This window comes from Nocardia sp. NPDC003345 (genome assembly GCF_053589395.1).
Map to the genome: position 1 here is coordinate 1 of NZ_JBSFRU010000032.1, position 24256 is coordinate 24256.

Sequence of the window (24256 nt, forward strand, 5' to 3'; positions counted from 1 at the left end):
ACCAGTGCCCGGCGTACCGCTGTTCCGAGAACCTGGTTCCGGCAGACCTAGCTTTGCCGGTCGCGCTCGATGAGCGTGCGTAACGCCTGTTCGGTGCGACTGCCGGGCTCGGCGGTGTAGGTCACCAGGGCGCGGACCCCCGGATCGGCTATCGGCGAGAAGAACTCGTAGTCGAGCTCGATCCGGCCCATATCGGGGTGCTGGATGCAATAGGTGCCGAACGTCACGTCGTTGACGTCATGGCTGGTCCAGAGCTCGTCGAACTGTGTGCTGGCCGTCCGCATTCGTGTGATCAGCGCGGCGAGGGTGGCATCGCCGGGCCGGTGGCCGATCCGCAAGCGCAGATCGGTGGCAACCTGGCGAGCCAGGGCGGGGTACTCGTCGGCGAACAGCGCGCGGATACGGGGATCCAGGAAGACCAGTTGGGTCCAGTTGCGCTGCTCGCCCGGTAACTCGGCGAAATCGATCCCGAAGACCAATTCCGCCGCCCGATTCCAGCCCAGCAGATTGGTGTGATGGCCGATGATGTAGGCGGGCACGAACTCGAGCGCGGCCAAGAGTACGCGCAGGGCCGGGCGCAAGGTCGGCGGCTCGGCGAGGTCGGCCGGCGCCGGTGGGCGTGCCAGGTTGTGTAGGTGAATGCGCTCATCGGGGCTCAGTTGCAGAGCGGTTGCGACCGCGTCGAGGATCTCGGTGGAGACGTTCTCCAGCCGTCCCTGCTCCAAACGCGCGTAGTAGTCGGCGCTGATACCGGCGATTTGTGCGAGTTCTTCGCGCCGCAGGCCGGGCACGCGCCGCCGGGTGCCGAAGTAGGGGAGCCCGACGTCTTCCGGCCGGAGCCGCCCACGGCGCGAGGCCAGGAAACTGCCGATTTGCTCAACATCGCCCACAAAGGGCGATTATATGGTGGGTCGGTCGGACCCAGGTTGACCCGTCCTGGGTGCATCAGGGGCTGGCTGTCGGAGCCGACGCTGGTCAAGCTCAGTGCGGACACCGCGCACCGACCAGCGAAAGGACTGCCCGATGGCCGCCCGAATCCACAGGATCGCCACCGACCCCGATTGGTATCACCCCTATCGCATCTCCCAGGCCGTCGTGGCCAACGGAATGATCTACGTATCGGGTCAGGCCGGTTTCACCGAGGACGGCACGACAGTGCCGGGAGGCTTCCGTGCGCAAGGTCGCCAGGCCTTCCGCAACGTCGAGACCGTGCTGGCCGCAGCGGGCGCGACGCTGGCCGATGTGGTGAAGGTCGGCATCTTCGTGCGCGATATGGCGGTCAATCTCCCTGATGTCCTCGAACTGCGCGCCGAGTTTCTCGCCGAGCCCTATCCGGCGGATACCCTCCTGGAGGTGTCCGCGCTGGCTCAGCCGGAATGGCAGATCGAAATCGAAGTCATCGCCCTCTGCACGGTTGAATAGTGGAATTGCGCGGCCGCCTTCGCCACACGGTCCCGTCGTCCGTCGGATGGTTTCACCCGAGCGTTCGGAACTCATTCGGGGTGATCGGCTTTCGCGCGTAGGTACCGTTGTTCGACCGTGTTGCCGGTGAGGTCGGCTGCTCGGCGGAAGAGCCGGGTCGCGGAGGCGCGGTCTCCGGTTTGCTGGAGAAGATGAGCGCGAACAGCGTGTTCACGCTGCCGGGTGAGCGGATTGCGATCCAGGTGGTGGCGTCGGTTGAGGTCGTCGAGTAGCGCCAGTCCGCGTGCGGGGCCGTAGGCGTGGGCAACGGCCACGACCCGCGCGAGTTGAACGGGCGGGGTCGGGGTGAGTCGTTCGAGCCACAGGTAGAGCAGCGCGATCTGGGGCCAATCGGTTTCGGCCGGCGCGCCCGCGACGTGCAGCGCGGCGATGGCGGCCTGGATTCGGTAGGGGCCCGCCGGTCCGTGGTTCCAGACACTGTCGATCAGGGCGGTGCCCTCCTCGATCAGGCTGTGGTTCCAGCGGGCGGGATCCTGCTCGTCGAGGGGGACCAGTTCTCCGGCATGCGTGCGGGCCGCGCGGCGGGATTCGGTGAGTAGCATCAGCGCGAGCAGGCCGGTCACCTCGGCGTCGCCGGGGACGGTGTCGTGCAGCATCCTGGTCAGCCGGACGGCTTCGGCGGTGAGGTCCACCCGGACGAGTTCGCCGCCGGTGGTGGCGGTGTAGCCCTCGTTGAAGATGAGATAGAGAGCGCGCAGGACCGCGGCCAGGCGCTGGTCGCGGTCGGCGTCGGTCGGTGGGGTGAAGCGCGCGCCGGCTTTGGCGAGTTGTTTTTTGGCGCGGCTGATCCGAGTGCCCATGGTGGCTTCGGTCGTGCCGTAGGCGTGCGCGATCTCGGCTGTAGTGAGTCCACCGACCGCGCGTAACGTCAGGGCGACTTGGGCGGTGTGGCCCAGTGCGGGGTGACAGCACAGCAGCAGCAAGGTCAAGCTGTCGTCGACGTCCGAGTGGTGCGCGGTCCGCAGCGGCTCGGCCCTTGCCGCCGCGTCGATTTCGCGGCGGCGGCGCGCCTGATCGGCCCGCAGCATATCGATCATCCGCCGGTAGGCGATCCGGATGAGGCGACTGCGCGGGTTGTCCGGGATACCGTCGACCGGCCAGGACCGGGCCGCGCTCAGCAATGCTTCCTGTGCCGCGTCCTCGGCGATATCGAAGTGCCCGAACCGGCGCACCAGAGCCCCGATGACCTGCGGCGCTTCGGCGCGCAGCAGATCCTCGATCGAGGGGGTCACGCGGTGAAGTCCGCACCCATGATCGGGCGGATCTCGATCGGTTCGCCGAGCGCCTCGACGATCCGTGCGGTGATCTCGACCGCGCGTTCGTGGCCCGCGACATCGATAACGGCGAAGCTGGCCAGGACCTCCTTCAGCTCGGCGAAGGGGCCGTCGGTGGCGATCACACCGTCGGCGGTCTTGCGGAGGGTGGTGCTCACCGCCGGGTGGCCCAGGCCCTCGGTGGTGACCAATTCGCCGGAGGCGATCAGTTCTTGCTCGAGTTGCCGATAGGTGGCGAAAGCGGCCAACGCTTCGGCCGAGGGGCTGTCGGCGCTTTCGGTGTCCCAGTCGGTCGCGGGGGTGTAACCGAGCAGTAGATATTTCATGGTCCGGCCTCTCGGTGGGCGGTTGCTGTGACGGTATCGTGGGCCGATCGATCAGGCGCCGCGACGCTGGGAGATCGCCAGCGCGGTGGTCCAGGTGAATGCGACCAGGCCGTTGACCGCGATCTGAATGCTCATGTACTCGGGCGATATCGGTACCAGCAGCACCAGCCCGGCCAACGCGCTCGCCACCGCGGGCAACGCCGCTCGGCGACGAGCGCACCGCACGCCGAGCACGAGAGCCGCGATTGCCAGCGCGGTGAAAGCTACCGCGGCAGATGCCGAATGGGCGATGCTGTGCCAGGACATCTGCGCAACCGGCTCATCTGGAGTTCCGGCCGGAAATCCTTTTTCCAGGTCCATGGTGAAGACGCCGGCTGCGATCATCCCCACTCCGAACACCCCCACCAGAACCGGCAATGCCCGGCGACCGGTGCCCGCCGCCGAAGTGCGGCCGAGGCCCACCGCCAGCGCCAGCGCGCCCGCACCCGCGGTCACGAAGGTCGCGATCTGGATCCACGCGAGGTCTCCGGTGGCGAGTTGGCTGATCGGATGCCGGGTGATGTCGAAGCCGTCGCGGGTGAGCATCTGAGTGATCGCCGAAGCGAAGAACAGCGGTCCGGCGGCAGCACCGGCGAACAGTAGACGGCCGGACAACCGCTCCGGGATGTGGCGGGTAGGGGGAGCTCCAGCAGTGAGAGTCATCGTTAATTCCTTCCTCGATCGGGGTCTTCGCTGCTACCTCGGAGCCGGCCGTGGCATCTCGACACCATTCGAAAGTGATTCAGATCACATAAACCGGTGTCGAGGATCGCTCGGCGGCTCCGAGGTAACGGCGGACGAACACCCCTACCGAGGAGAACGAGATGATCGAGACCCAGCCCCAGCCCACTCCCGAACTACGGGCATTGGACCGCCTGGTCGGCACCTGGCGAGTCACCGGCGGTGCCCAAGGAACGGTCCGGTACGAATGGATGGCGGGCCGGTTCTTTCTGCTCCAGCACATCGAGCTGGAGCAGGACGGCCAAGCTGTCACCGGCATCGAAGTCATCGGCAATCTGCGCCCGTTCGGTGAACCGACCGGGCCGGATGTGGTCTCGCGCTATTACGACTCCGTCGGACGCAGCTTCGACTACGTCTACGACCTGACCGGGGACACCCTCACCATCTGGGCCGGCGCCAAAGACAGTCCCGCCTATTACCGCGGCACCTTCGATTCGACGGGGGACACGGTCACCGGCGAATGGGTCTATCCCGGAGGCGGCGGATACTCCTCCACGATGACCCGCGTCTGATCCGGTGTCTCCGAGCCGGGCGTCCCGGCTCGGAGACACCGCCACTACCCGTAAATCGGCAGAAGAGTGCGAACCACCTCGACCCGCCCTGGCCATCGAACAGCTGAGCTTGCGTGACCGAGACGTCCTGCGTGAGGCTCAGCGCTGGACGCCACCGGTCAGGCCGCGAAAGACGCCTCGGCGGTGATGGGGTGTGGTCGACACCGGCGTCGCCTGAGTGGCTTCCTACTCGGCCCCTCCCTTTCGGGAGTCGGCGATGACCGAGCTGTACAAGGGTGCCCGCCGGGTTCACCCCTGCACGGACTTCGGCAGCCGCCGCGTCGCCGGCCGATCAATGCCGGTGCGCCGATCGAGAGCGTCCGGCGGCTGCTCGGCCCTTTGCCCGCGAAGCACTCGCGGTGACCGCGTTCCGGTCACCGTTGCGGGAATTCGATATCTGCCGGTCGCGGCTCCACCAGGAAGGCGCGGGAGAGTGCGAGCGCGACGACGAGCAGGGCGGTGCCGACATACACCGGCAGCAGATGGATGAACGCGGTGTAGTGGATCAGGAAGTGGACGGCCAGCGCGCTGACCGAGCCCGCGGCCGCCGCCCCGAGCAGTGACCACCAGACCCAGGCCTCGCCTTGTCGCCAGCCCCACATCCCGATAAGCACGATGCCCACCCCGGTCGCTATCAGTGCCCCACCGAACCCGGCCCGGTCGTGCGCGGTGAACGGCAGCAGGTTCGCATTGGCGGCACGCAGCGTATCCGCGTCGGTGTGCAGGAAGTCCAGGTCGGTGGGTACGAATACGACGGTCAGCCCGACTGTCGAGATGACGATGCCGCCGATCACGACGCCTACACCGGTCCCGACCGTCAGCAACTGTCCGATCAGCGCGCGGCGGCGTACCGGCTCCGGGCACGGGGGAGATGACCGGCGTGAGGGTGGTCCGGGTGTGCGCCGGACGCCGAGGAGGAACATCGGGAAGAGCACCATCGTCACCGCGACGTGCAACGGCTCGACGAACCCGATGAACAGGAAGTAGAACAGCGTCGGAAACCCCACCAGCCCGGACAGCAGCAGCGCGGTGCGGGCCCACGCCCACCCGCGGCGGATACCGCCCCAGGCCAGCCCGATGTACATCGAGCCGATCGCGACCATGTTTCCCGCCATGGTGATTCGATCGTGCTGCAGGAAATGCACGAGGTGGTGATTGATGCGGTGCAGGCCGTCGACGTCGGTGCCGAGATAGTCGCGGTCGTACCACAGCAGCACCGGGCCGAGCGTGATAGCTGCCGCGCCCAGGCCGGCCACGACCATGCCGATGCCGACCAGCAGGCTCCAGAACCAGCCGGGCCACCGGCGTGGGTCGAGCGGGACTTCGCGCAGGGTCGGCGCGGGCGGAACGGGCGGAGCGGCTGCCTCGATCACCCGCTGGAACCAGCCGGGACCGGCCGCGACCAGCAGGGCGGGTGTCGCGACCACAGTGGTACCCGGGTCGGCCAGCGCTCGCACCGCCTCGGTGATGTCGGGATCCGTCAGATACTTTCTATCGCTGCTTGTTTCGCCGACCAGCACCTCGTCCACGGCGTCCGCCAGGTCAGCCGCCACGTCCTCATCCGTGACCCGCGCGATCACCCGGCAGCGGCGCCCGCGCGCGGCCTCCCGCAGCGTCGCCACCGTCGTGGCATCGACCGGGCCGACCTCCACGAACCCGGCACCCTGTGGCGGCAGCGCCCGGATCGCGTCCCTGGCGGCCGATACCGGCACGGCGGCCCCGAACCTGTTCGCCCAGTCCGCCGGCGGCTCCGGATGATCGAAAACTCTCCGGATGGTTGCCGCCCCACTCGGCATCGCCGATAGGGTGCCGAGGAGACGCAGCGCCCAGCGCTGCGCACGCCGCTCCCCGACGAGAGCGTTGGCCGCCGGCCGCAGCGGGTGATAGGTCCAGTCCGGCACGACAGCATCCTCACACACACGCACCCACGCACACACCGATCCCGGTTCTCAGGTGCGGTTCTCGGCCGGAGGCGTCATAGCCGGTGCCTGCGTCGGCAACGGGTCCCCACCGGATCCAGGACGGTTCACGCCGCCCCGGTGCCAGTCACACAGGAACGACGCCGACCCGCTTCGCGAGCTTCCCCAGATCGCCGGAGGCCAGGTCACGCCTCGCGCCGCGCAGCATGAACCCGACCACTTCGCGGACATGGCCCATGTTCCGGACCTTCTGCGGGGCGGCGTGTTCAGCCCGCAACAGTGCGTGCAACGAGCGCTGGTAGTCCCGGCGCAGCGCGTGTGCCCGACCGACTTCCACGAAGTACTGTGCCCGCCGCCCCGCGGACGGCAGCTCCTCCGGCGTGAGGGCGGGCGCGAGAGTGAGTACCTGCTCCGCGTCGCGCCGTTCCATTGCGGCTGAAAGCCGCCAGAGCGCGACGTTTGCGGGGCCGAAGGTGGGGTTACGCAGTAACGGTGTTCCAGGCTCGGCGGCCGAGAGCTTGGCCGTGTGCTCGACTGCCTCCGCGAAGTGTGCTTCGGGGTCGCTGCCCGTGGCGGCGGTAGCCAGACCTGCTTGCAGCCGAAGCATCCCGGAGTGTTCGACGTCTCCCACGGTGCGCGCGGCGGGGCTGAGCTCATCAGCGGCGGTCTCCGCGTGCCGGAGTGCAGCGCGCAGCCCACCCGCGCGGGTCATGAGCATCTGAGAGCGCGAGAACGCGGAGGCAGACAGGGCAGCGGCACTACCGGTGTTGCGTGCTGCGGTCTCCGCCGCTCGGGTCGCGGTCCATGCCAGGGAGGTGTGCCCGAACCGCCGCAGGACCGCGGCCGATGTGATGGCGGCGGAGGCCAGCACATCACACGCCCGGTCACGCTCCGCACCCTCGGTGCTGTGAACGGCCTGGTAGGTTTCGGTGATCAACGGTGCGAGCCGCGGGGCGAGGCGCGCGTAATCACACCGGACACTGAGCTTTTCCACTTCCAGTGCGACGTTCGCCAGCTCGTCCAGCGAGCGGGGCGGCACGGTGTCGGTGAGATCGCCCTCCGCCCAGAACGCGGTCTCGATATCCGGTACCGAGCTGTGCACTCCGGCGACGGCCGGATCGAACTTGTCGTCTTTGTGTCCGGTGAGGTCGCCCATGGTGACCCCGAGCGCGGAAGCCAGCGCGAGCAGTGTGCGGCGGGAATCGATCGGCCGTAATCCGGCCTCATACTTCGCAATCACCGAGCGGTGCAGTCCGGCCCGATCTGCGAGTACCTGCTGAGATATGCCACGCCGGGCGCGAATCTCACGCACCCGCTGTCCGATATAGAAATCCGGTTCGTCGGCCATCCCGCGTACCTGCGCTTTCGCTGTCGGGTCTCCTCGCCTACACAGCACATATTACGTGCGTTGTCCATCGGTTCCCGATGGGAACCGAGCTGTTCGCCCAGGTTGTGAAGCTTTCTGCAGCCCCGCCGCCGGATCATCGAGCCTCCGGCGGCGGGTGCACACCACGGGAGCCGGCCGGACAACAGGGGATTCGATGGAACCGATAGCGCTGGGATGGGTAGACGACGAGGTGAGTGCCGCGCCGGACGCGGACTGGGCGGCGGTGCGAAAGTTGGGGCAGCGACTCGGCTACCGGCTCATCTGGCCGGATCAGTGTTCGGTGCTGGCGGTGGTCGATCAGGTGCGGAACTCAGGGGCGGATGTGGTGATATTGCTCGCGCCGGATCACCTCCGCCCGCTGGAACTGAACGCGGTGATGGACATTGCCGACGTGGAGACGGTGTTGCCCCGGCTGAGCTTCGCCCGATGGTCCATGTTCGGGGCCGTGCGGTGATCGCACTCGGCTTCGCGGTAGCGGTCGGTCTGCCGCTAGGCGTACCGCAGAATAATCCTGTCTGACCTGCGTAGATGTTGTGCCCTCGGCAGGATTCGAACCTGCGACACCCGCTTTAGGAGAGCGGTGCTCTATCCCCTGAGCTACGAGGGCCCGGCCGTGGCCAGTGGGCTGGAGTCTACCGGGTCCCCCACCCGGGAGCCGCATCGTCGTATGACCGGCCCCGGACCCCTCAGGAGGCGAGGGTGGTTTCGTAGTCGGAGGGGTCGAACCGGCGGGTTTTCCAGCGGTAGAGGACGGTGGCGCCCGGCCAGTTGTTGGTGATGCGGCCGGAGGCGTTGCGGTACCAGCTGGAGCAGAAGTTCCAGGGGGTGTCCTTCAAGCGTTTCTGGAGCCAGCGGTCCCAGCGCTGCTCGGTCTCGGCGCGGGCGGCGACGCCGCGGCCGGGGTTGGCGCGCAGGTAGTCGACGGCTTGGCGGATGTAGCGGGCCTGGGATTCCAGCATGTAGACGATGGAGCCGGAGCCGACATTGGTGTTGGGGCCATACATCATGAACAGGTTGGGGAATTTCGGGACCGAGACGCCGAGGTAGGCGCGGGCGCCTTCGGCGGCCCAGGTGTCGGCGAGTTTGCGGCCGCCGGTGCCGTAGATGTTCATGGGGGCGAGGAATTCGGTGCCCTTGAAACCGGTGCCGTAGATGATGACGTCGACCTCGTGGTGGATGCCGTCGGCGGTGCGGACGCCGGTCGCGGTGATCTCGGTGATCGCGTTGGTTTCCACGGTGACGTTGGGGCGGGCGAGAGCGGGGAAGTAGTCGTTGGAGAAGAGGGCGCGTTTGCAGCCGGGGGCGTAGTCGGGGGTGAGCTTTTCGCGCAGGATCGGGTCGGGGACCTGGCGGGCGCGGTGGCCGTCGGTGACCTTCACCACCGGTTTCTGGATGCCTTGGAGGTCGGTGAGGGCCAGCGCCATCACCTCGAAGAACATCCACCAGCCGAAACGTTCGGCCCAGCGGATCGGGGGGAGGTATTCGAAGACGGCGTGGTGGCGGGGTTCGTATGCGGCGTCGGCCTTGGGCAGTACCCAGGCGGCGGAGCGCTGGAACAGGGTGAGGTGTTCGGTGAGGGGCTGGATGCGGGGGATGTATTGGATGGCGCTGGCGCCGGTGCCGATACAGGCGACCCGTTTACCGGTGAGATCGACGGTGTGGTCCCATTCGGCGGAGTGGAAGGCGGGGCCGGCGAAGGTGTCGATACCTGGGATGGCGGGCATCGCGGGGCGGGAGAGCTGGCCGACGGCGGAGATCAGGACGTCGGCGGTGAGGGTGTCGCCGGTGGTGGTGCGGATCTGCCAGGTGGCGGTCTTCTCGTCGTATTCGGCGTCGCTGATCTCGGTGCCGAAGCGGATCTTGCGTTCGAGATCGTATTTGCCGACGACGCGGCGCATGTAGTCGTGGATATCGGCCTGCTCGGAGAAGCGCCGGGGCCAATCGCTGCGGGGTTCGAACGACCACGAGTAGAGCGGGGAGGGCACATCGCAGGCGGCGCCGGGGTAGGTGTTCTCCCGCCACACGCCGCCGAAGTCTTCGGCGCGTTCCACGATGGTGAAATCGCTGATACCGGAACGCAGGAGCTCGAGTCCCATGCCGAGGCCACCGAACCCGGCCCCGATGATGATGATCGACGGCGATGTCATGCTCCAAGAGTAGGGCGGCGGGGGTGTGGATCGAAGAGAAGCACGGACAGTGAATCCATATTTTCGGCCACGAATCCGGGGTGCCCGTGCATATGTAAGTGAGGCCGGATTTAAGTACTAATTTAGTGCGTTCCAGGAATAACGGGTGGTAGAAGTGTTCCGCTGGGCGGAATTCGTCCCATCAGTCGGTACACGGTTGCGGGCTGTGTCTCGTTTGGATGTCATTCCGTTATCTGACTTGGCAGTGAGCCGAAATCCCGGTTATCACATACGAGTGCTCGGCGGCGATGGCGCAGTGCCGGTGGCCCGCAGGGGGCGTCGCGGGCGCTGCGTCTCATCCCGTGTCCGGTAGTGCGGGCGCCCGGCCTCACTTTCACCCCGCTGACCTGCGGGCTCGGCGTGATTCCCCCGTTTCTTCCGACCCTCACCGCGCGTCGCTACTCCACGGTAGTCTGCGGCTGTGTGATGTGAGTCATGCCCGCTTCTGTGTCTCACCGGGAAGCGGGCGGGCTCACAGCGCCACCGTCCGCCACCCAGAGAAGTGAGGGGTTTTCCCGATGTTGAGCACGATGATGGACGACCAGTTGTCGCTGGCGAATCTGCTGCGCTACGCGTCCACATTCCTCGGAGATTCCACGGTGTCCACCTGGACCGGCGACGGCATCCGCACCACCACCTATCGCGAGGTCGGCGCGGATTCGGCGCGGCTGGCCAACGCGCTGACCGATCTGGGTATCGGCGAGGGCGACCGGGTCGGCACCTTCATGTGGAACAACAACGAGCATTTCCTCGCCTATATCGCGATACCGGCGATGGGGGCGGTGCTGCACGCGCTGAACATCCGCCTCTCGCCCGAACAGCTGATCTTCGTGGCCAACCATGCCGAAGACCAGGTGGTGCTGGTGGACGGCAGCCTGGTGCCGATGTTCGGGCAGTACCTGCCGCATCTGAAAACGGTCCGGCACGTGATCGTGGTGAACGGGGATGTGGCGGCGGTCGAGGCGCCGGCGGGTGTCACCGTGCACGACTACGCCGAATTGCTGGCGAAATACCCTGCCACCTACGACTTCCCGGTGCTCGACGAGCGTGCGGCCGCGGCCATGTGCTACACCTCGGGCACCACCGGCGACCCCAAGGGGGTCGTCTATTCGCACCGGTCCAACTGGTTGCACGCCCTGCAGGCGACCACGCCGTCGTCGATGGGAATCGGTAACGGCGACACCATGCTCGGGATCGTGCCGCTGTTCCACGCGAATGCCTGGGGGCTGCCCTACGCGGCGCTGATGTCCGGTGCGAATGTGCTGATGCCGGACCGGTTCCTGCAGCCGGTGCCGCTGCTGGAGATGATGGCGGCGGTGAAACCCACCTTCGCGGCGGCGGTTCCGACGATCTGGGGCGGGGTGCTCGCGGCGCTGGAAGCGGCACCGCAGGACATCACCCATCTGCGCTCGGTGGTGGTGGGCGGTTCGGCCGCGCCTCCGGCCATGATGAAGGCGTTCGAGCAGAAACACGGCGTACGGGTGATCCATGCCTGGGGGATGACCGAGACCTCGCCCCTCGGCAGTGTCGCGCAGCCGCCGCAGGGCGTGAGCGAGGAGGAGGCCTGGGCGTACCGGGTCACCCAGGGGCGGTTCCCGGCGGGCGTGCGGGCCCGGCTGGTCGGCGACGACGGGAGCGTGGTGCCCAACGACGGGCAGTCTCTCGGCGAGGTCGAGGTGCGCGGGGCCTGGATCACGGGCTCCTACTACGCCCCCGACGGGGTGGAGGTGGATCCGAGCAAATTCGACGACGGCTGGCTGCGTACCGGTGACGTGGGCAAGATCAGCGCCGACGGGTATCTGACCCTGGTGGACCGGTCCAAGGACGTGATCAAGTCCGGTGGCGAGTGGATCTCCTCGGTGGACCTGGAGAACGCGGTGATGGGGCATCCGGCGGTCGCCGAGGCGGCGGTTATCGGTATCCCGGACGAGAAATGGGACGAACGCCCGCTGGCGGCCATCGTGGCGGCCGAGGGGGCGACGGTGACTCCGGAGGAACTGCGCGAATTCCTGTCCGGGAAGTTCGCGAAATGGCAGCTGCCGGAGTACTGGACCTTCATCGCCGAGGTGCCCAAGACCAGTGTCGGCAAGTTCGACAAGAAGGTGCTGCGGGCGCGGCACGCCGACGGTGAGCTGGATGTGACGACAGTGCGCTGAGCGGGGCGTTCCCCGGCGCGAGCGTTCGGTTCGCGCCGGGGAACGGACGCAGTCAGCAGTTACGCAGTTCCGGGCTCTGGTTGAGGAGCTGGTTCCGGGGGCTGATGAACCGGTTGTAGGTCTCGCCGCCGACGGCGGCCAGCGGGAACGCGGCCACGCGGTGGCAGTTCTGGAACGCCAGTTTCACGCCGAAATGCCGTTCCAGGCCGCCGCGGATGGCGTCGGAGGCCAGGGCCCGCAGCAGCTGGCCGCGGGCGGTCTCGTCCGGCGGTTCGGTCTCGTTGTCGGCGAATTCGGCAGTGCCGGAACCCAGTTCGCCGGCGACGCGGCTCACGACCTCCCATGCGTAGGGCAGCGAGGTGCGGACGCATTCGACGAATTCGGCGTCATCGATCTCGCCGCGCTCGGCGCGTTCCAGTAAAGCGGTGGGGACATCTAGGGACACGGTGACCTCCTGGGTGCACTGGGTCTGTGACTGGTGGTGCGGAACTCCGCGGCAGATCTGCCCGGCCGAGTCTAATCGAAATTGGTTGTCAATAGCAGTGAATCGGCGACGAAAGTTGTTCGAGGGTCGCGTATTTCGTGGTAGCGAAGGTTTTGCCCGAGGTGGTGGGCGGTCTGCGAGGGTGGGGCGAGGCTCGCCATGGGGGTTCGGGTGGCGCCGGGCGGGCGGAGTTGCTGTCGTGTTCCCGGGGCCGGGTGACCGATCTGTTCAGGGGTGTGGAAATATCACGGAAACCGGGGCGATCGTAACCGTTTCACATTGGGTTCCATCGCTCTGACCAGGTCGTTTTTCGAAAAGGTTGCGATATGGTCACGGGGCGGTAGAGTTACCGTCACAACGGATGCCGAAACGTTACGTTCACCCGGAGCTGCAGCAATAGCCGAAGCGCCTGGATCCGTACGCGGCGTTCGTGAACATGTTGACCGGATAGCGAGGACCGACCTTTGGCGCATCATCGACTAGGCCCGAGCTCTATCACCGTGATGAGCCTGATCGGCGACGAAGTCACCACCCGCCCGCGTCGCCACCGTGCCGATGCCACCAAGGGAGAAAAAGTTCGTGCCGCCGCCGGCGCCGCGGTCGCGGCCGGTGCGCTGATCGGCACCGCCTCTCAGCTCGCTCCCGCCCTCGCATACGCCACGCCGCTGCTGCCCGGCGGCGGCCACGACGATGCCCTCGAGGCCGAATCGGTCGCACCCGCGCCGCGGCAGGCCGAGTCGGTCGCCGAGAAACTGGCCGCGCCGGCCCCGGTCGCCGCCCCCGCCCCGGTGCGGGCCGCTCCGATCGCGGCCCCGGCCCCGGTGGCCGCGCCGTTCGGCCTGCAGAATCTGCCGCCCGAGGTCGCCGCCCCACTCGCGCATGCCGAACAGCAGCTGCATCAGCTGCAGCAGCAGTTCGCGCCCGCCACCGCGGTGCGCCCGGTGGCCGGCGCCATCAGCTCGCAGTACGGCAGCCGCTGGGGTTCGATGCACTACGGGGTGGATTTCGCCGATTCGCTCGGCGCCCCGATCAAGTCGATCGCCGACGGCACCGTGATCGAGGCCGGGCCGGCGTCCGGTTTCGGCATGTGGGTCCGGGTGCTGCACGACGACGGCACCACCGGCGTCTACGGCCATGTCAACGATATGTATGTCACGCAGGGGCAGCGGGTGAAGGCCGGCGATGTGATCGCCACGGTCGGCAACCGCGGCAACTCCACCGGACCTCATCTCCACCTGGAGATCTGGGATCAGGCCGGCAACAAGATCGATCCGATGAACTGGATGGTTTCCAAGGGGGTGCCGCTGGAGTGGGGTCCCTCGCACTGAGCTCGACGAGCTCCCTCGAACGTCCGATACTTGCCACCCCTACGGGGTTGCAGGCAGAACTGCGAACTCCCGGCGTGACCGAACTGGCCGAAATCTTCGAACCCGACTCGATCCACGGTCGTGTCTACGCGACCCTGGTGCATCGACCCAGGTCGGCGCTCGTGGAGATCGCCCGGCACACCGGACTCTCGGAGACCGATACCGAAACCGCGCTGGCCGAACTGTGCGGTCTGCGGGCCGCGGTCCGGATCACCGACCCGGACGGGACGGCCCGCTGGGACGCGCACGCGCCGGAATCGCTGTCCGAAGCCGAGGCACGACGGCGCCGCCAGCAGATCAGCACCATGCACGCCGCCGCGGCCCGGCTCAGCGAGACCTTCCGGTCGGTCCGGCGCTCGCAGGGCTGGAACGGTGTGGTGGTTCCCGTTTTCGAACGGGCGGAACTGCTCGCCGATTTCGAGGCCCTGCACGCCAACGCCGGTGAATCCGTGAAGATGGTCGACCGCAGTCCGCATCTGAGCGATCCCGAACGCGACAGCCGGATCTCCGAGCTGAAGCAGGCCCGGATGGCCGAGGGCGTCCGGTACCGGATCCTCTACCAGGACACGATCTACCAGGACGCGGACCGGCTACGGCACACCCTGGCCACCAATGCGCGCGGCGCCCAGGCCCGTACGCTGCCCGATCCGCCGTTCAAACTCATCATCGCCGACGACGAACGCGCCAGCCTCGTACTGCACACCGACGAACGCCGGCCCGATCCGATGGCCCTGCGGATCAGCGGGTCGCCGCTACTGGACATGCTGACCCGTAGCTTCGATGTGCTGTGGACCCTGTCCGCACCAATCTCGGTGCGGCCCGCCGCCGACGAACTCGACGAACGCGACCGGGCGATCCTCACCATGATGAGCATGGGCGCCACCGACGATACGATCGCGCGCCGGCTCGGTATGTCACGGCGCACGGTGGTGCGGCGTACCGCGCGGCTGCTCGAACGGCTCGGGGCCAGTACCCGGTTCCAGGCCGGAGTGCAGGCGATCCGCCGCGGCTGGCTCTGATCCGGTGCGCCGGTAGCGGCCGGTCCGTGACGCCGGGCGGTATGGCGGCGGTGTAGGCGTCCGGAGACGATTCGGCGGGCGCGTGCCGGGAGCGGCAGACGGCGTCCGCCGGTTTCGTTCCCCGGGCGGCCACATCGGCCACTCCCGTTTATGATGGCGCCGGACCGCGCCCGGCCCTCGGTCGAGATGCCCCTTCGCCATGCGGGCGCGCAGGGGCGGGCGGGGTCCTGGCTCGACGCGAGAGGCGATTGCACTGGAATGGAAACTGCCCGTCGTCCTTCTCGCGGTAGCCGTCGGCGCCGCTCGGGCAGCCCCCACTTCGGACAGCTGCTGACCGCCGCGGTCGAATCCGCCGCCGCCGAGGTCGCGATCCGCTACAACCCGACAGGCGAACCCGCCGATCAGCGGGAAATGACCTACCAGCAGCTCGACGAGGCGTCCTCGCAGCTCGCCCGCGAGCTCATCGAACGCGGTATCGGTCCCGGCGATGTGGTGGCGATCGGTATCGCGCGCAGCCCGGAGTCGGTGCTGGCCGTCTGGGCCATCGCCAAAACCGGCGCGGCCCACGTCGCCATCGACCCGGACGATCCCGCCGACCACATCGGCCACCTGGCCACCGACTCCGGAGCCGCGCTCGGTCTCACCACCTCGAAGCACCGATACGCGCTCGGCCGGTCCCTGTACTGGGTCGAACTCGACGATCCGGTGCAGGCCCAGCGGATCGCGCGGCGGCCGCGCCACCCCATCTCCTACGCCGACCGGGTGCGCCTGCTCGACGAACGACACCCGGCGTATGTGGTCTACACCTCGGAGCCCGCCGGTGAGTCCAAGGGCGTGATGGTCTCCCACAGCGGCCTCGCGCCGGTGGTCGCGGCGGCCGGCGAGCACTACGGGATCACCAGCGACTCCCGGGTGACCCATCTGTGCCCCCCGGACTCCGACGTCTCGATCCTGGAACTGCTGCTCACCTTCACCAGCGGCGCGACCCTGGTGATCGTGCCCGCCGGGACGCCGGGTGGACAGGAGGTGGCCGATCTGGCCCGTCGCGAGCGGGTCAGCCATATGATCTCGACCCCCGCGGCCCTCGAATCCGTGGACCCCACCGGACTCATCGACCTCGCGATGGCCGTCGCGGTCCGTGACCGGTGCGGGCCGGAACTGGTCGGCCGTTGGGCGCGGGAACACGCCTTCGTCTATTCCTACGGCCCCACCGAGACCACCATCCTCGCGACCGGCACCGGCATGCTGGCCCCGGACGAGACCGTCACCCTCGGCACCCCACTCGACGGGGTGGCCGCCTTCGTGCTCGACGCGCGGTTGCGTCCGGTGCCCTCCGGCGTGGCCGGCGAACTGTATCTGGCGGGTCCACCGCTGGCACACGGCTATATGAACCGTCCCGCGCTCACCGCGCAGCGTTTCGTGGCCGGGCCGTTCGGTGCCGGCCTCGGTGCGCCGGGCACCCGGATGTACCGCACCGGTGATCTGGTGCGCCGCGTCGACACCCCGCACGGTGAGCAGATCGAATACCTGGGCCGCACCGATTCGCACGTGGAAACGAGCGCCTCCCGGATCGAACTCGGCGAGACCGGGGACGTACTCGCCCGCCATCCCGGCCCCGGAAACGCGGTGACCGTGGATGAGACGGTGTCGTCGGGTTCGACGGCGCAGGTCCCCCGGGTGCTGCCACAGCGGGATACGGTCGCCGAACTCGCCGCGGTGGCGCCGGCCGCGGATGTGTCCGCCGACCGGCTGCTCACCGAACTACCCGGCGGCGGCCTCGGTGATGTGCCGCCGACCCCGATCCTCGCTCGATATCTCGACGAGGGTGTGCATCCCGGATTCGCGCGGAGTATGGCGCTGGCGCTACCCGAGGGCATCGATCGGGCCGGCCTGGCCGCGACGCTGGGGGCGGTGATGGACCGCCACGATATGTTGCGCGCGCGACTGGTCGCCGCGGACGGCGGGTACCGGCTCGAGGTGCCCGAATCGCAGCCGATGGCGGTGAGCGCGCTGGTCTCCGAGGTGGAGGTGCCCGCGGGTAGCGGCCGTGCCGAGGTCACCGAACTGGCCCGCGCCGCGATGAGTTCGACGGTGGCGCAACTGGATCCACTGGGTGGCCGGATGGTCGCCGCGACCTGGCTGCGCCGCCCGGACGCGCGTGACGCGCTACTGGTCGCCGTGCACCACTATGTTTTCGACGATATCTCCCGGCGGATCCTGATCTCCGACCTGGTGCAGGCCTGGGCACAGGTTTCGCTGGGCCGGCGCACCGAACTGCCCGCTGCCGGTACCTCGTTCCGGCGCTGGGCACACGGCCTGGTGGATGCCGCCGGTGACGCCGAACGCGCCGGGGAATTTCCGTACTGGCGCAAGGTGCTCGCCACCCCCGATCCGCTGATCGGTTCGCGCCCCCTGGATCCGGCCGTCGACACCTACGACACGGTGCGCCGGTTCGCCGTCGAGGTGCCCGCCGATATCGCCGCCATCGTGCTCACCGAGGTTCCGGGTATGTACCGGTGCGGCGTGGTCGATCCCTTGCTGGCGGCGCTGGCGCTGGCCGTGCGCAACTGGCGCGCGCGGCGGGGCGTGGACAGCGCGGTCACCCGGATCCGCCTGGAAGGGCACGGCCGTGAGGAATCCGTCGTGCCGGGTTCCGATATCACCCGTACCGTCGGCTGGTTCACCACCGCGTACCCGGTGGCGCTGGATCTCTCCGATATCGACCCACGGGCCGCGCTGGCAGGCGGTAAATCGACCGCGGCGCTGCTGCGTTCGGTGAAGGAACAGCTGGTCGCGGTGCCCGGGCGGGGTATCGGCTTCGGGCTGCTGCGCCGGCTCGCGCCCGAGACCGGCGGCGAACTGGGCGCGGGTGCGGTCGCGCAGATCGGCTTCGGCTACCGGGACCGGAACTCCGCCGGGGACGCGCCGGCCGGCAACGGCGATACGGCCTGGCTGCCCACCGGTGACCTGGGCGCGTTCGAGACCGAATTCGATCGCGGGATGCCCGCCGGTCCGGCGATCGATATCCACGCCGTCGCCGCCGCCGGGGGCGGGATCACCGTCTCGTTCGCCTACGCCGCCGACCTGCTCGACGAGACCGCGGTACGCGAACTGGCCGATGAGTGGCTGGCCGCCATCACCGCGATCGCCCGGCACACCCAGGACCCGGAAGCGGGCGGTCCGACCCCGTCCGATCTGCCGCTGGTGCGGGTCGGGCAGGGCGAACTCGACACCTGGCGCGCCGCCTACCCCGGCCTGGCCGAGGTACTGCCGCTGTCGCCGCTGGGCGCCGGCCTGTTCTTCCACTCCCAGTTCACCGCCGGGAGCCCCGACGACTACGTGATGCTGTTCGCCCTCGAACTCGGCGGCACGGTCGACCTGGAGCGGCTGCATACTGCTGCGCAGGGTCTGCTGGACCGGTATCCGATACTGCGCACCGCGTTCGTGACCACCGCCGACGGCAGCCCGGTGCAGCTGGTCACCGACCATGCGGAGGTGCCGTGGCGGGTGGTCGACAATGTGGGCGACTACGAGATGCCCGAACTGCTGGCGGCCGAACGGCTCATCCGGTTCGAGGTCGATACCGCGCCGCTGCTGCGGATCACGGTGTACCGCACGGTGTCCGGGCGGACGCATTTCGCGCTGGCCGCCCACCATCTGCTCTTCGACGGCCACTCGATGCCCATCCTGCTGCAGGATCTGCTCACGATCTACGCCCGGCGCGGCGACCGTGCCGGGCTACCGCCGGCGCCGGCCTACCGCGACTACCTCACCTGGCTGGCGCACCAGGACACCGAGGCCGGCCGCGACCGCTGGTCGGAGGTGTTGACGGGTGCCCGGCCCACCGAGCTCGCCGCCGTTCTGGCCGCACCCGCCGAACCCGGAACCGGTGTCGGGGAAATCGCTCTCGCGCTGACCGAGACCGAGACCGCGGCGATGACCGCCTACGCGGCGGAGGCCGGAGTCACGGTGCACACCGTGGTCCAAGCGCTGTGGGCGCTGCTGCTGGCGAGTTTGACCGGCCGCGAGGACATCGTATTCGGCGCGGTGGTCTCGGGCCGGCCGCCGGAACTGAGCGGGGCCGGGGAGATCGCCGGCCTGTTCACCAACACCGTTCCGGTGCGGGTACGCTTCGAGCCCGGTTGGACGGTGCGGGATCTGCTCATCCGCATCCAGTCCGAACAGGCCGCCCTGGCCGAACACCAGTACCTCGGGCTCACCGATATCTTGCCCGGCGCGGCGGGGCTGTTCGACACCCTGCTGGCCTACGAGGCCTATCCGGTCGACGCGGCAGGACTGCGGGCGGCGAGCGGCGGTGCCGACGGTCTGGAGATCGTGGATCTCACCTCCCAGACCTTCACCCACTATCCGGTGACCCTGGTGGTGGAAGCGGGCGACAGGATGCTGCTGCGGTTGTGGTACCGGCGCGATACCGTCGCCGAAACCGCAGCTCGGGCGCTCGGCGCACTGCTGCACGCACTGGTCGGGCAACTGCTCGCGGTGCCCGCGGAAGGTACGGCGCTGCCGGCGCCGGACTGGTGGCATGCTCCCGGCGCGCTCGGCGGGCACGGTGAACTGCCCGCCGACCGGCCGCGCCCGGCCACGCCTTCGCGGCGCAGCGGGCAGGTGTCGCGGGAAGTCGACGTCGCGCTGCTCGACGCGTTGAACACCGTGGCGCGGGCACGGGCCACCGACGAGTTCACGGTGGTCCAAGCGGGTTTGGCGGCGCTGCTCGCCCGGCTCTCCGGCACCCGGGACATCGCCGTGGGCGCGTTCACCGCGCACGATTCCGCGGCCGGCCTGGCCGTACTGCATACCGAGGTGGATCCGGCGTCGACCTTCGACGCGCTGCTGGCCTCGGCGCGGGAAGCGCGCGGGGCGGCGCTGGGCACGATGGGGCGCGGCGGCGAACGGCTCGGGTCGCTGATCGATACCGTGCGCACGGTCGCCGGGCATCCGCCGTTCCGGGTGCTGCTGGCGGCCGACGAGGAGCCCGGTGCCCTGCCCGGCACCCTCGATCTGCGGGTCGATCTGGTGGACAGCGGCGACTACGCGACGCTGACCTTGACCTACGCCCGTGATCTCTACGATTCGGCGACCGTCGGCGACCACGCCGACCGGCTGCTGCGGGTCCTGGCCGCCGTGGCCGCCGACCCCGGCGTCACGGTCGGCGATATCGACCTGCTCGCTCCCGGTGAACGCGAACTCGTACTGCGGGAATGGAACAGCGCCGGGGCCGCGGTGCCGGCGGTGACGCTCGTCGACCTGATCGAGGCGCAGGCCCGGCTGCGGCCGCGGGCGCGGGCGGTGCGCTGCGGTGACACCACCCTCACCTTCGAGGAACTGCTGGCGCGTTCGGCGCGGGTGGCGCGCGGGCTGATCGAGGCCGGCGCGGGGCCGGAAACGCTGGTGGCGGTGGCGATGCCGCGGACCGCGGAACTGCCGGTCGCGCTGCTGGGGGTCCTGCTCGCCGGTGCCGGATATCTGCCCATCGATACGACCTACCCGCGGACCCGGCTGGAATTCATCCTCTCCGACGCCGGCCCGGCCGCGATCCTCACCACCGGCTCCGAGCCGGCCGCGATTCCCGCCGGGACCACGCCGGTGGTGCTGATCGAGGACACCGCCCACCATTCCCCGGCCCCCGTGACCGATTCGGACCGCCGGGCGCCGCTGCGCCCGGGCAACACGGCGTATGTCGTCTACACCTCGGGGTCGACCGGCGTCCCGAAAGGCGTGGCAGTCGCGCACCGCAATGTCGTGGAACTGTTCGCCAACACCCAGTTGCTGTTCGAATTCGACGACGCCGATATCTGGACGCTGTTCCACTCCTTCGCCTTCGACTTCTCGGTGTGGGAACTGTGGTGCGCGCTGGCCAGCGGCGGCTCGGTGGTGGTGGTCGACCATCCGACCTCACGGTCGCCGGAACTGTTCCGGGAACTGCTGATCCGCGAACAGGTGACGGTGCTCAACCAGACGCCGTCGGCCTTCTATCAGCTGGCCGAGGCCGACCGGGTCGCGCATAACGGCGAGTCCGCGGGCACGATGGCGCTGCGCTATGTGATGTTCGGTGGCGAGGCGCTGGATCTGCGCCGGCTGCGCTCCTGGTACGAGCGCCACGGTGGCGCCGAATCGCCGTGGCTGGTCAATATGTACGGCATCACCGAGACCACGGTGCATGTCTCGTTCCTGGCACTGGACGAACAACTCGTCGACAGCCCGGCCAGTGTGATCGGCCGGGCGCTGCCCGGGCTGGACGCCTTCGTCCTGGACGACCGGTTGCATCCCGCGCCGGTCGGCGTGCCGGGCGAGATCTACGTCGCGGGTGACCAGCTGACCCGCGGCTACCCGAACCGGCCGGGCCCGACCGCCACCCGCTTCGTCGCGAATCCCTTCGGCGCGCCCGGTTCCCGGATGTACCGGTCCGGCGATATCGGCCGCTGGGCCGCGTTCGGCGGCCGCGCGACTCTGGAGTACGCCGGTCGCGGCGACACCCAGGTGCAGTTGCGGGGGTTCCGGATCGAACTCGGTGAGGTCGAGGCCGCGCTGCTGCGCTGCCCGGGCGTGGGCCGGGCGGTGGCGCTGGTGCGTAGCCCCGGCGATGCCGGGGACAGGCTTTTCGGTTATGTGGTGCCCGAGGCCGGCCACGAGGTGGCGCCCGACCCGGCGCGGTTACGCGAGCAGGTCGCGGAATTCCTCACCGACTACATGGTTCCCGACGTGGTGCTGGTACTCGACGCCCTGCCGCTGACCCCGAACGGGAAACTCGATCGCGCGGCGCTGCCGGATTCCGCGATCGTGAGCCGGACTCCCTACACCGCGCCGGCCGGCCGGGCGGAGACGGCGGTGGCGGAGATCTTCGCCGATCTGCTCGGCGCCGAACGGGTCGGCGCCGACGACGATTTCTTCGCCCTCGGCGGTAATTCCGTGCTGGCGACCCGGGCGGTGGCGCGGATCAACGCAGCACTGTCGGCCGATCTCGCGGTACGGACGCTGTTCGATACGCCGACGGTCGCGGCGCTGGCCGCCGGGATCGTGCCCGGTGAGGGGCCGCAGACGCCCCGGCCGGTCCTGGACCGGATGGACCGGCCGGAACGGATTCCGCTCTCGCCGGCTCAGCATCGGTTGTGGCTGCTCAACCGGTCCGACCAGGAGTCGGCCGCCTACAACATCCCGCTGGCCATCGGTCTCACCGGAGCGCTGGACACCTCGGCGCTGCGCTACGCGATGTCGGATGTGCTGGAAAGGCACGAGTCCCTGCGCACCCGATACCCGGTGGGTCCGGACGGTTCGCCCTATCAGGAGATCCTGCCGGTGGCCCAGGTGCTGCGCGGTGGTCTCGAGGTCGCCGGCACCGACGACGCGCCGGGCCGGATCGGTGAACTGCGCACCGCCGGTTTCGATGTCACCGCCCAGGCACCGATCCGCGGGCTGCTCCTCACCACCGGCGAGGACGAATACGTGGTCGCGCTGGTCGTGCACCGGATCGCCGCCGACGGCGCCTCGCTCGGCCCGCTCGCGCGCGATCTGATGACCGCCTATCTGGCCCGGGTCAGCGGTGAATCGCCGCGCTGGGCGCCGCTGCCGGTGCAGTACGCGGACTACGCGCTCTGGCAGCGCGCGGTGGTCGGCGACGACAGCGAAGAGAACTCCGTCGCCGCCCGGCAGCTGGAGTACTGGCGCGGCCGATTGCGCGGGCTGCCCGCGGAACCGGGGCTGCCGCTGGACCGGCCGCGCCCGGCGCTGCCGTCGATGAGTGGCGGTACCGCCGGGTTCGTGGTGGACGCCGGAGTGCACCGGTCGCTGGACCAGCTGGCCCGCGACCGCGACGCCACTCTGTTCATGGTGCTGCACGCGGCGGTGAACGTAGTGCTGCACCGGCTCACCGGAGCCGACGATATCGTCGTCGGCACTCCGGTCGCGGGCCGCGACGAGCATGCGCTGGACAACCAGGTGGGCCTGTTCGGCAACACCCTCGCCCTGCGCACCCGGGTGCGGCCGGCGCTCGCGTTCACCGAATTGCTCGACGCCGCCCGGGAAACGGATATTCCCGCATTCGCGAACGCGGACATCCCCTTCGAACGGGTCGCGGAAGTGGTGGCACCGGACCGGGCCACCGCCCGCGATCCGCTGTTCGGCGTGCTGCTGTCGGTCCGGCACAACGAGCCGGTCACGCTGAAACTGCCCGGGCTCTCGGTCCGCGGCCTGGTCCGGGGCACCCTCGTGGCCGAATTCGATCTGCAGATCGATATCGACCCGGACCGCGAATCCGATGGCACCCCCGGGGTACTGCGGGCCGCACTGACCTACGCCACCGATCTGTTCGACGAGCAGACCGCACGATCGTTCGGGCGCCGGCTGGAACGCGTCCTCGCCACCGTCGCCGCGGATCCGTGGGTCCCGGTGGGTGATATCGATATTCACGACGAGGCCGAACGACCTCGGACCGTCGCGACTGTCGCGACCGGCGAACCGGCCGCCGCGGCCGCCGCCGGGGGCGCCGCGCTCGCGCAGACACTGAGCGCGTCGGTGGAGGACGATCCCGACGGCCCGGCGGTGGTATGGGGTGAAGAACTGCTCACCTACCAGGAACTGGACGCCCGGTCCTCGCGGCTGGCGCGGGTGCTGATCGCCCGCGGCTGCGGCCCGGGCACCGGTGTGGTGACCGCGCTGGCCCGCGGCACCGACGCGGTGATCGCCATCTGGGCCGTGCTCAAAGCCGGTGCGGCGCTGGTGCCCGCCGATACCGGGGAGAACGAGGCCGTGGCCGATCTGGTGGTGGAAACCGGCCTGACGACCGGGCCCGCACCCGCGGTGCCGGGAGTGAAATGGCTGGTGCTCGACGATCCGGCCGTGGCCGCCGAGATCGCCGCGGAATCGCCGCGTCCGGTGACCTACGCGCACCGGGTGCGGCCGCTGCGCGGCACCGACCCGGTGACGGTGGACGCCGCCGGATGGCGGGCCGGCTACGACCAGCTGGCGGCGGCGGTCGCCCGGGTGCACGCCGCGACCGGCCTCGGTTACGACTCCCGGACCTATCGGTTCGGCCGCGGCGACGATCCGGCCGCCGTGCTCGAGATCGTGGCGGCGGGCGCGGCCGGCGCCGCGGTGGTCCTGACCCCGGGCGCGCCCGGCAACACCACACCCGCCGGTGAATGGGTGACCCATCTGTGGACCGGCGGTGCGGGACTGCGCGCGCTCGACCCGGACGCGCTGGAGGATCTCACCGCGCTGATCCTGGACGGGGGTGAGAACCCCGGGGCGGGCTGGGCCGGGATCGAGACCGTGCTGGATCTGCCCACGCTGCTGGGCCGATAGTGGTCGG

15 protein-coding genes and 1 tRNA gene are annotated in these 24256 nt (G+C 69.2%); 7 read left to right on the forward strand and 9 right to left on the reverse strand.

Annotated elements, in window-relative coordinates; all coding sequences use genetic code 11:
- Window positions 1-47: 47 nt before the first annotated feature.
- Entirely contained in the window at window positions 48-890 is an 843-nt protein-coding gene (locus tag ACWDU1_RS06430; protein ID WP_449996253.1) for a helix-turn-helix domain-containing protein, read from the reverse strand.
- Window positions 891-1023: 133 nt separating this feature from the next.
- Here ACWDU1_RS06430 and ACWDU1_RS06435 point away from each other — a divergent pair, with 133 nt between their 5' ends.
- On the forward strand, window positions 1024-1422 hold the full coding sequence (locus ACWDU1_RS06435) for a RidA family protein (protein WP_449996254.1): 399 nt from the start codon (window positions 1024-1026) through the stop codon (window positions 1420-1422).
- A 71-nt stretch (window positions 1423-1493) separates the two neighbouring features.
- On the opposite strand, the gene ACWDU1_RS06440 is transcribed toward ACWDU1_RS06435, so the two are convergent.
- From ACWDU1_RS06440 to ACWDU1_RS06450, 3 genes are read right to left on the reverse strand one after another with little or no spacing between them, the layout of a single operon-like run.
- Complete coding sequence (locus tag ACWDU1_RS06440) at window positions 1494-2714, reverse strand: RNA polymerase sigma factor (protein WP_449996255.1); 1221 nt, start codon at window positions 2712-2714, stop codon at window positions 1494-1496.
- Window positions 2711-3082 (reverse strand): YciI family protein, encoded by a 372-nt coding sequence (locus ACWDU1_RS06445; protein WP_449996256.1) that lies wholly within the window; start codon window positions 3080-3082, stop codon window positions 2711-2713. The genes ACWDU1_RS06440 and ACWDU1_RS06445 overlap by 4 nt, the downstream gene beginning before the upstream one ends.
- Before the next feature lie 51 nt (window positions 3083-3133).
- On the reverse strand, window positions 3134-3784 hold the full coding sequence (locus tag ACWDU1_RS06450; RefSeq protein WP_449996257.1) for a DUF998 domain-containing protein: 651 nt from the start codon (window positions 3782-3784) through the stop codon (window positions 3134-3136).
- A gap of 161 nt (window positions 3785-3945) precedes the next feature.
- Here ACWDU1_RS06450 and ACWDU1_RS06455 point away from each other — a divergent pair, with 161 nt between their 5' ends.
- The gene (locus tag ACWDU1_RS06455; protein ID WP_449996258.1) at window positions 3946-4374 is read left to right on the forward strand and encodes a hypothetical protein; all 429 of its coding nucleotides are present in this window, start codon (window positions 3946-3948) and stop codon (window positions 4372-4374) included.
- A gap of 413 nt (window positions 4375-4787) precedes the next feature.
- On the opposite strand, the gene ACWDU1_RS06460 is transcribed toward ACWDU1_RS06455, so the two are convergent.
- Both ACWDU1_RS06460 and ACWDU1_RS06465 read right to left on the reverse strand, forming a co-directional pair.
- On the reverse strand, window positions 4788-6314 hold the full coding sequence (locus ACWDU1_RS06460) for a hypothetical protein (RefSeq protein ID WP_449996259.1): 1527 nt from the start codon (window positions 6312-6314) through the stop codon (window positions 4788-4790).
- Between the two features lie 145 nt (window positions 6315-6459).
- Entirely contained in the window at window positions 6460-7680 is a 1221-nt protein-coding gene (locus ACWDU1_RS06465) for a helix-turn-helix domain-containing protein (RefSeq protein WP_449996260.1), read from the reverse strand.
- A gap of 193 nt (window positions 7681-7873) precedes the next feature.
- Here ACWDU1_RS06465 and ACWDU1_RS06470 point away from each other — a divergent pair, with 193 nt between their 5' ends.
- Window positions 7874-8173, forward strand: coding sequence for a hypothetical protein (locus ACWDU1_RS06470; RefSeq protein WP_449996261.1), 300 nt, complete (start codon window positions 7874-7876; stop codon window positions 8171-8173).
- An 80-nt stretch (window positions 8174-8253) separates the two neighbouring features.
- Here the strand turns inward: ACWDU1_RS06470 and ACWDU1_RS06475 are convergent.
- Window positions 8254-8326 (reverse strand) — tRNA-Arg (locus ACWDU1_RS06475).
- A gap of 79 nt (window positions 8327-8405) precedes the next feature.
- Window positions 8406-9866 carry a flavin-containing monooxygenase gene (locus ACWDU1_RS06480; protein WP_449996262.1) on the reverse strand — a complete coding sequence of 487 codons (1461 nt, stop codon included), beginning with the start codon at window positions 9864-9866 and terminating at the stop codon, window positions 8406-8408.
- 557 nt (window positions 9867-10423) lie between these two features.
- On the opposite strand from ACWDU1_RS06480, the gene ACWDU1_RS06485 reads away from it, so the two are divergent.
- Entirely contained in the window at window positions 10424-12061 is a 1638-nt protein-coding gene (locus tag ACWDU1_RS06485) for a long-chain fatty acid--CoA ligase (protein ID WP_449996263.1), read from the forward strand.
- Window positions 12062-12113: 52 nt separating this feature from the next.
- Here ACWDU1_RS06485 and ACWDU1_RS06490 read toward each other — a convergent pair whose 3' ends face one another.
- Window positions 12114-12506, reverse strand: coding sequence for an SCO5389 family protein (locus tag ACWDU1_RS06490; RefSeq protein WP_449996264.1), 393 nt, complete (start codon window positions 12504-12506; stop codon window positions 12114-12116).
- Between the two features lie 542 nt (window positions 12507-13048).
- Here ACWDU1_RS06490 and ACWDU1_RS06495 point away from each other — a divergent pair.
- From ACWDU1_RS06495 to ACWDU1_RS06505, 3 genes are all read left to right on the forward strand, one after another.
- Window positions 13049-13873 carry a M23 family metallopeptidase gene (locus ACWDU1_RS06495; protein WP_449996265.1) on the forward strand — a complete coding sequence of 275 codons (825 nt, stop codon included), beginning with the start codon at window positions 13049-13051 and terminating at the stop codon, window positions 13871-13873.
- A 74-nt stretch (window positions 13874-13947) separates the two neighbouring features.
- Window positions 13948-14931 (forward strand): LuxR C-terminal-related transcriptional regulator, encoded by a 984-nt coding sequence (locus tag ACWDU1_RS06500; RefSeq protein WP_449996266.1) that lies wholly within the window; start codon window positions 13948-13950, stop codon window positions 14929-14931.
- A gap of 258 nt (window positions 14932-15189) precedes the next feature.
- Entirely contained in the window at window positions 15190-24249 is a 9060-nt protein-coding gene (locus ACWDU1_RS06505) for an amino acid adenylation domain-containing protein (protein ID WP_449996267.1), read from the forward strand.
- Window positions 24250-24256: the final 7 nt, after the last annotated feature.

Bases quoted from the DNA above. Each gene is read 5' to 3' on its own strand.
- ACWDU1_RS06445 (WP_449996256.1), bottom strand. From the start codon at position 3,082: ATGAAATATCTACTGCTCGGTTACACCCCCGCGACCGACTGGGACACC.
- ACWDU1_RS06480 (WP_449996262.1), bottom strand. From the start codon at position 9,866: ATGACATCGCCGTCGATCATCATCATCGGGGCCGGGTTCGGTGGCCTC.
- ACWDU1_RS06505 (WP_449996267.1), top strand. From the start codon at position 15,190: ATGGAAACTGCCCGTCGTCCTTCTCGCGGTAGCCGTCGGCGCCGCTCG.
- ACWDU1_RS06465 (WP_449996260.1), bottom strand. From the start codon at position 7,680: ATGGCCGACGAACCGGATTTCTATATCGGACAGCGGGTGCGTGAGATT.
- ACWDU1_RS06470 (WP_449996261.1), top strand. From the start codon at position 7,874: ATGGAACCGATAGCGCTGGGATGGGTAGACGACGAGGTGAGTGCCGCG.
- ACWDU1_RS06435 (WP_449996254.1), top strand. From the start codon at position 1,024: ATGGCCGCCCGAATCCACAGGATCGCCACCGACCCCGATTGGTATCAC.
- ACWDU1_RS06450 (WP_449996257.1), bottom strand. From the start codon at position 3,784: ATGACTCTCACTGCTGGAGCTCCCCCTACCCGCCACATCCCGGAGCGG.
- ACWDU1_RS06455 (WP_449996258.1), top strand. From the start codon at position 3,946: ATGATCGAGACCCAGCCCCAGCCCACTCCCGAACTACGGGCATTGGAC.
- ACWDU1_RS06485 (WP_449996263.1), top strand. From the start codon at position 10,424: ATGTTGAGCACGATGATGGACGACCAGTTGTCGCTGGCGAATCTGCTG.
- ACWDU1_RS06495 (WP_449996265.1), top strand. From the start codon at position 13,049: ATGAGCCTGATCGGCGACGAAGTCACCACCCGCCCGCGTCGCCACCGT.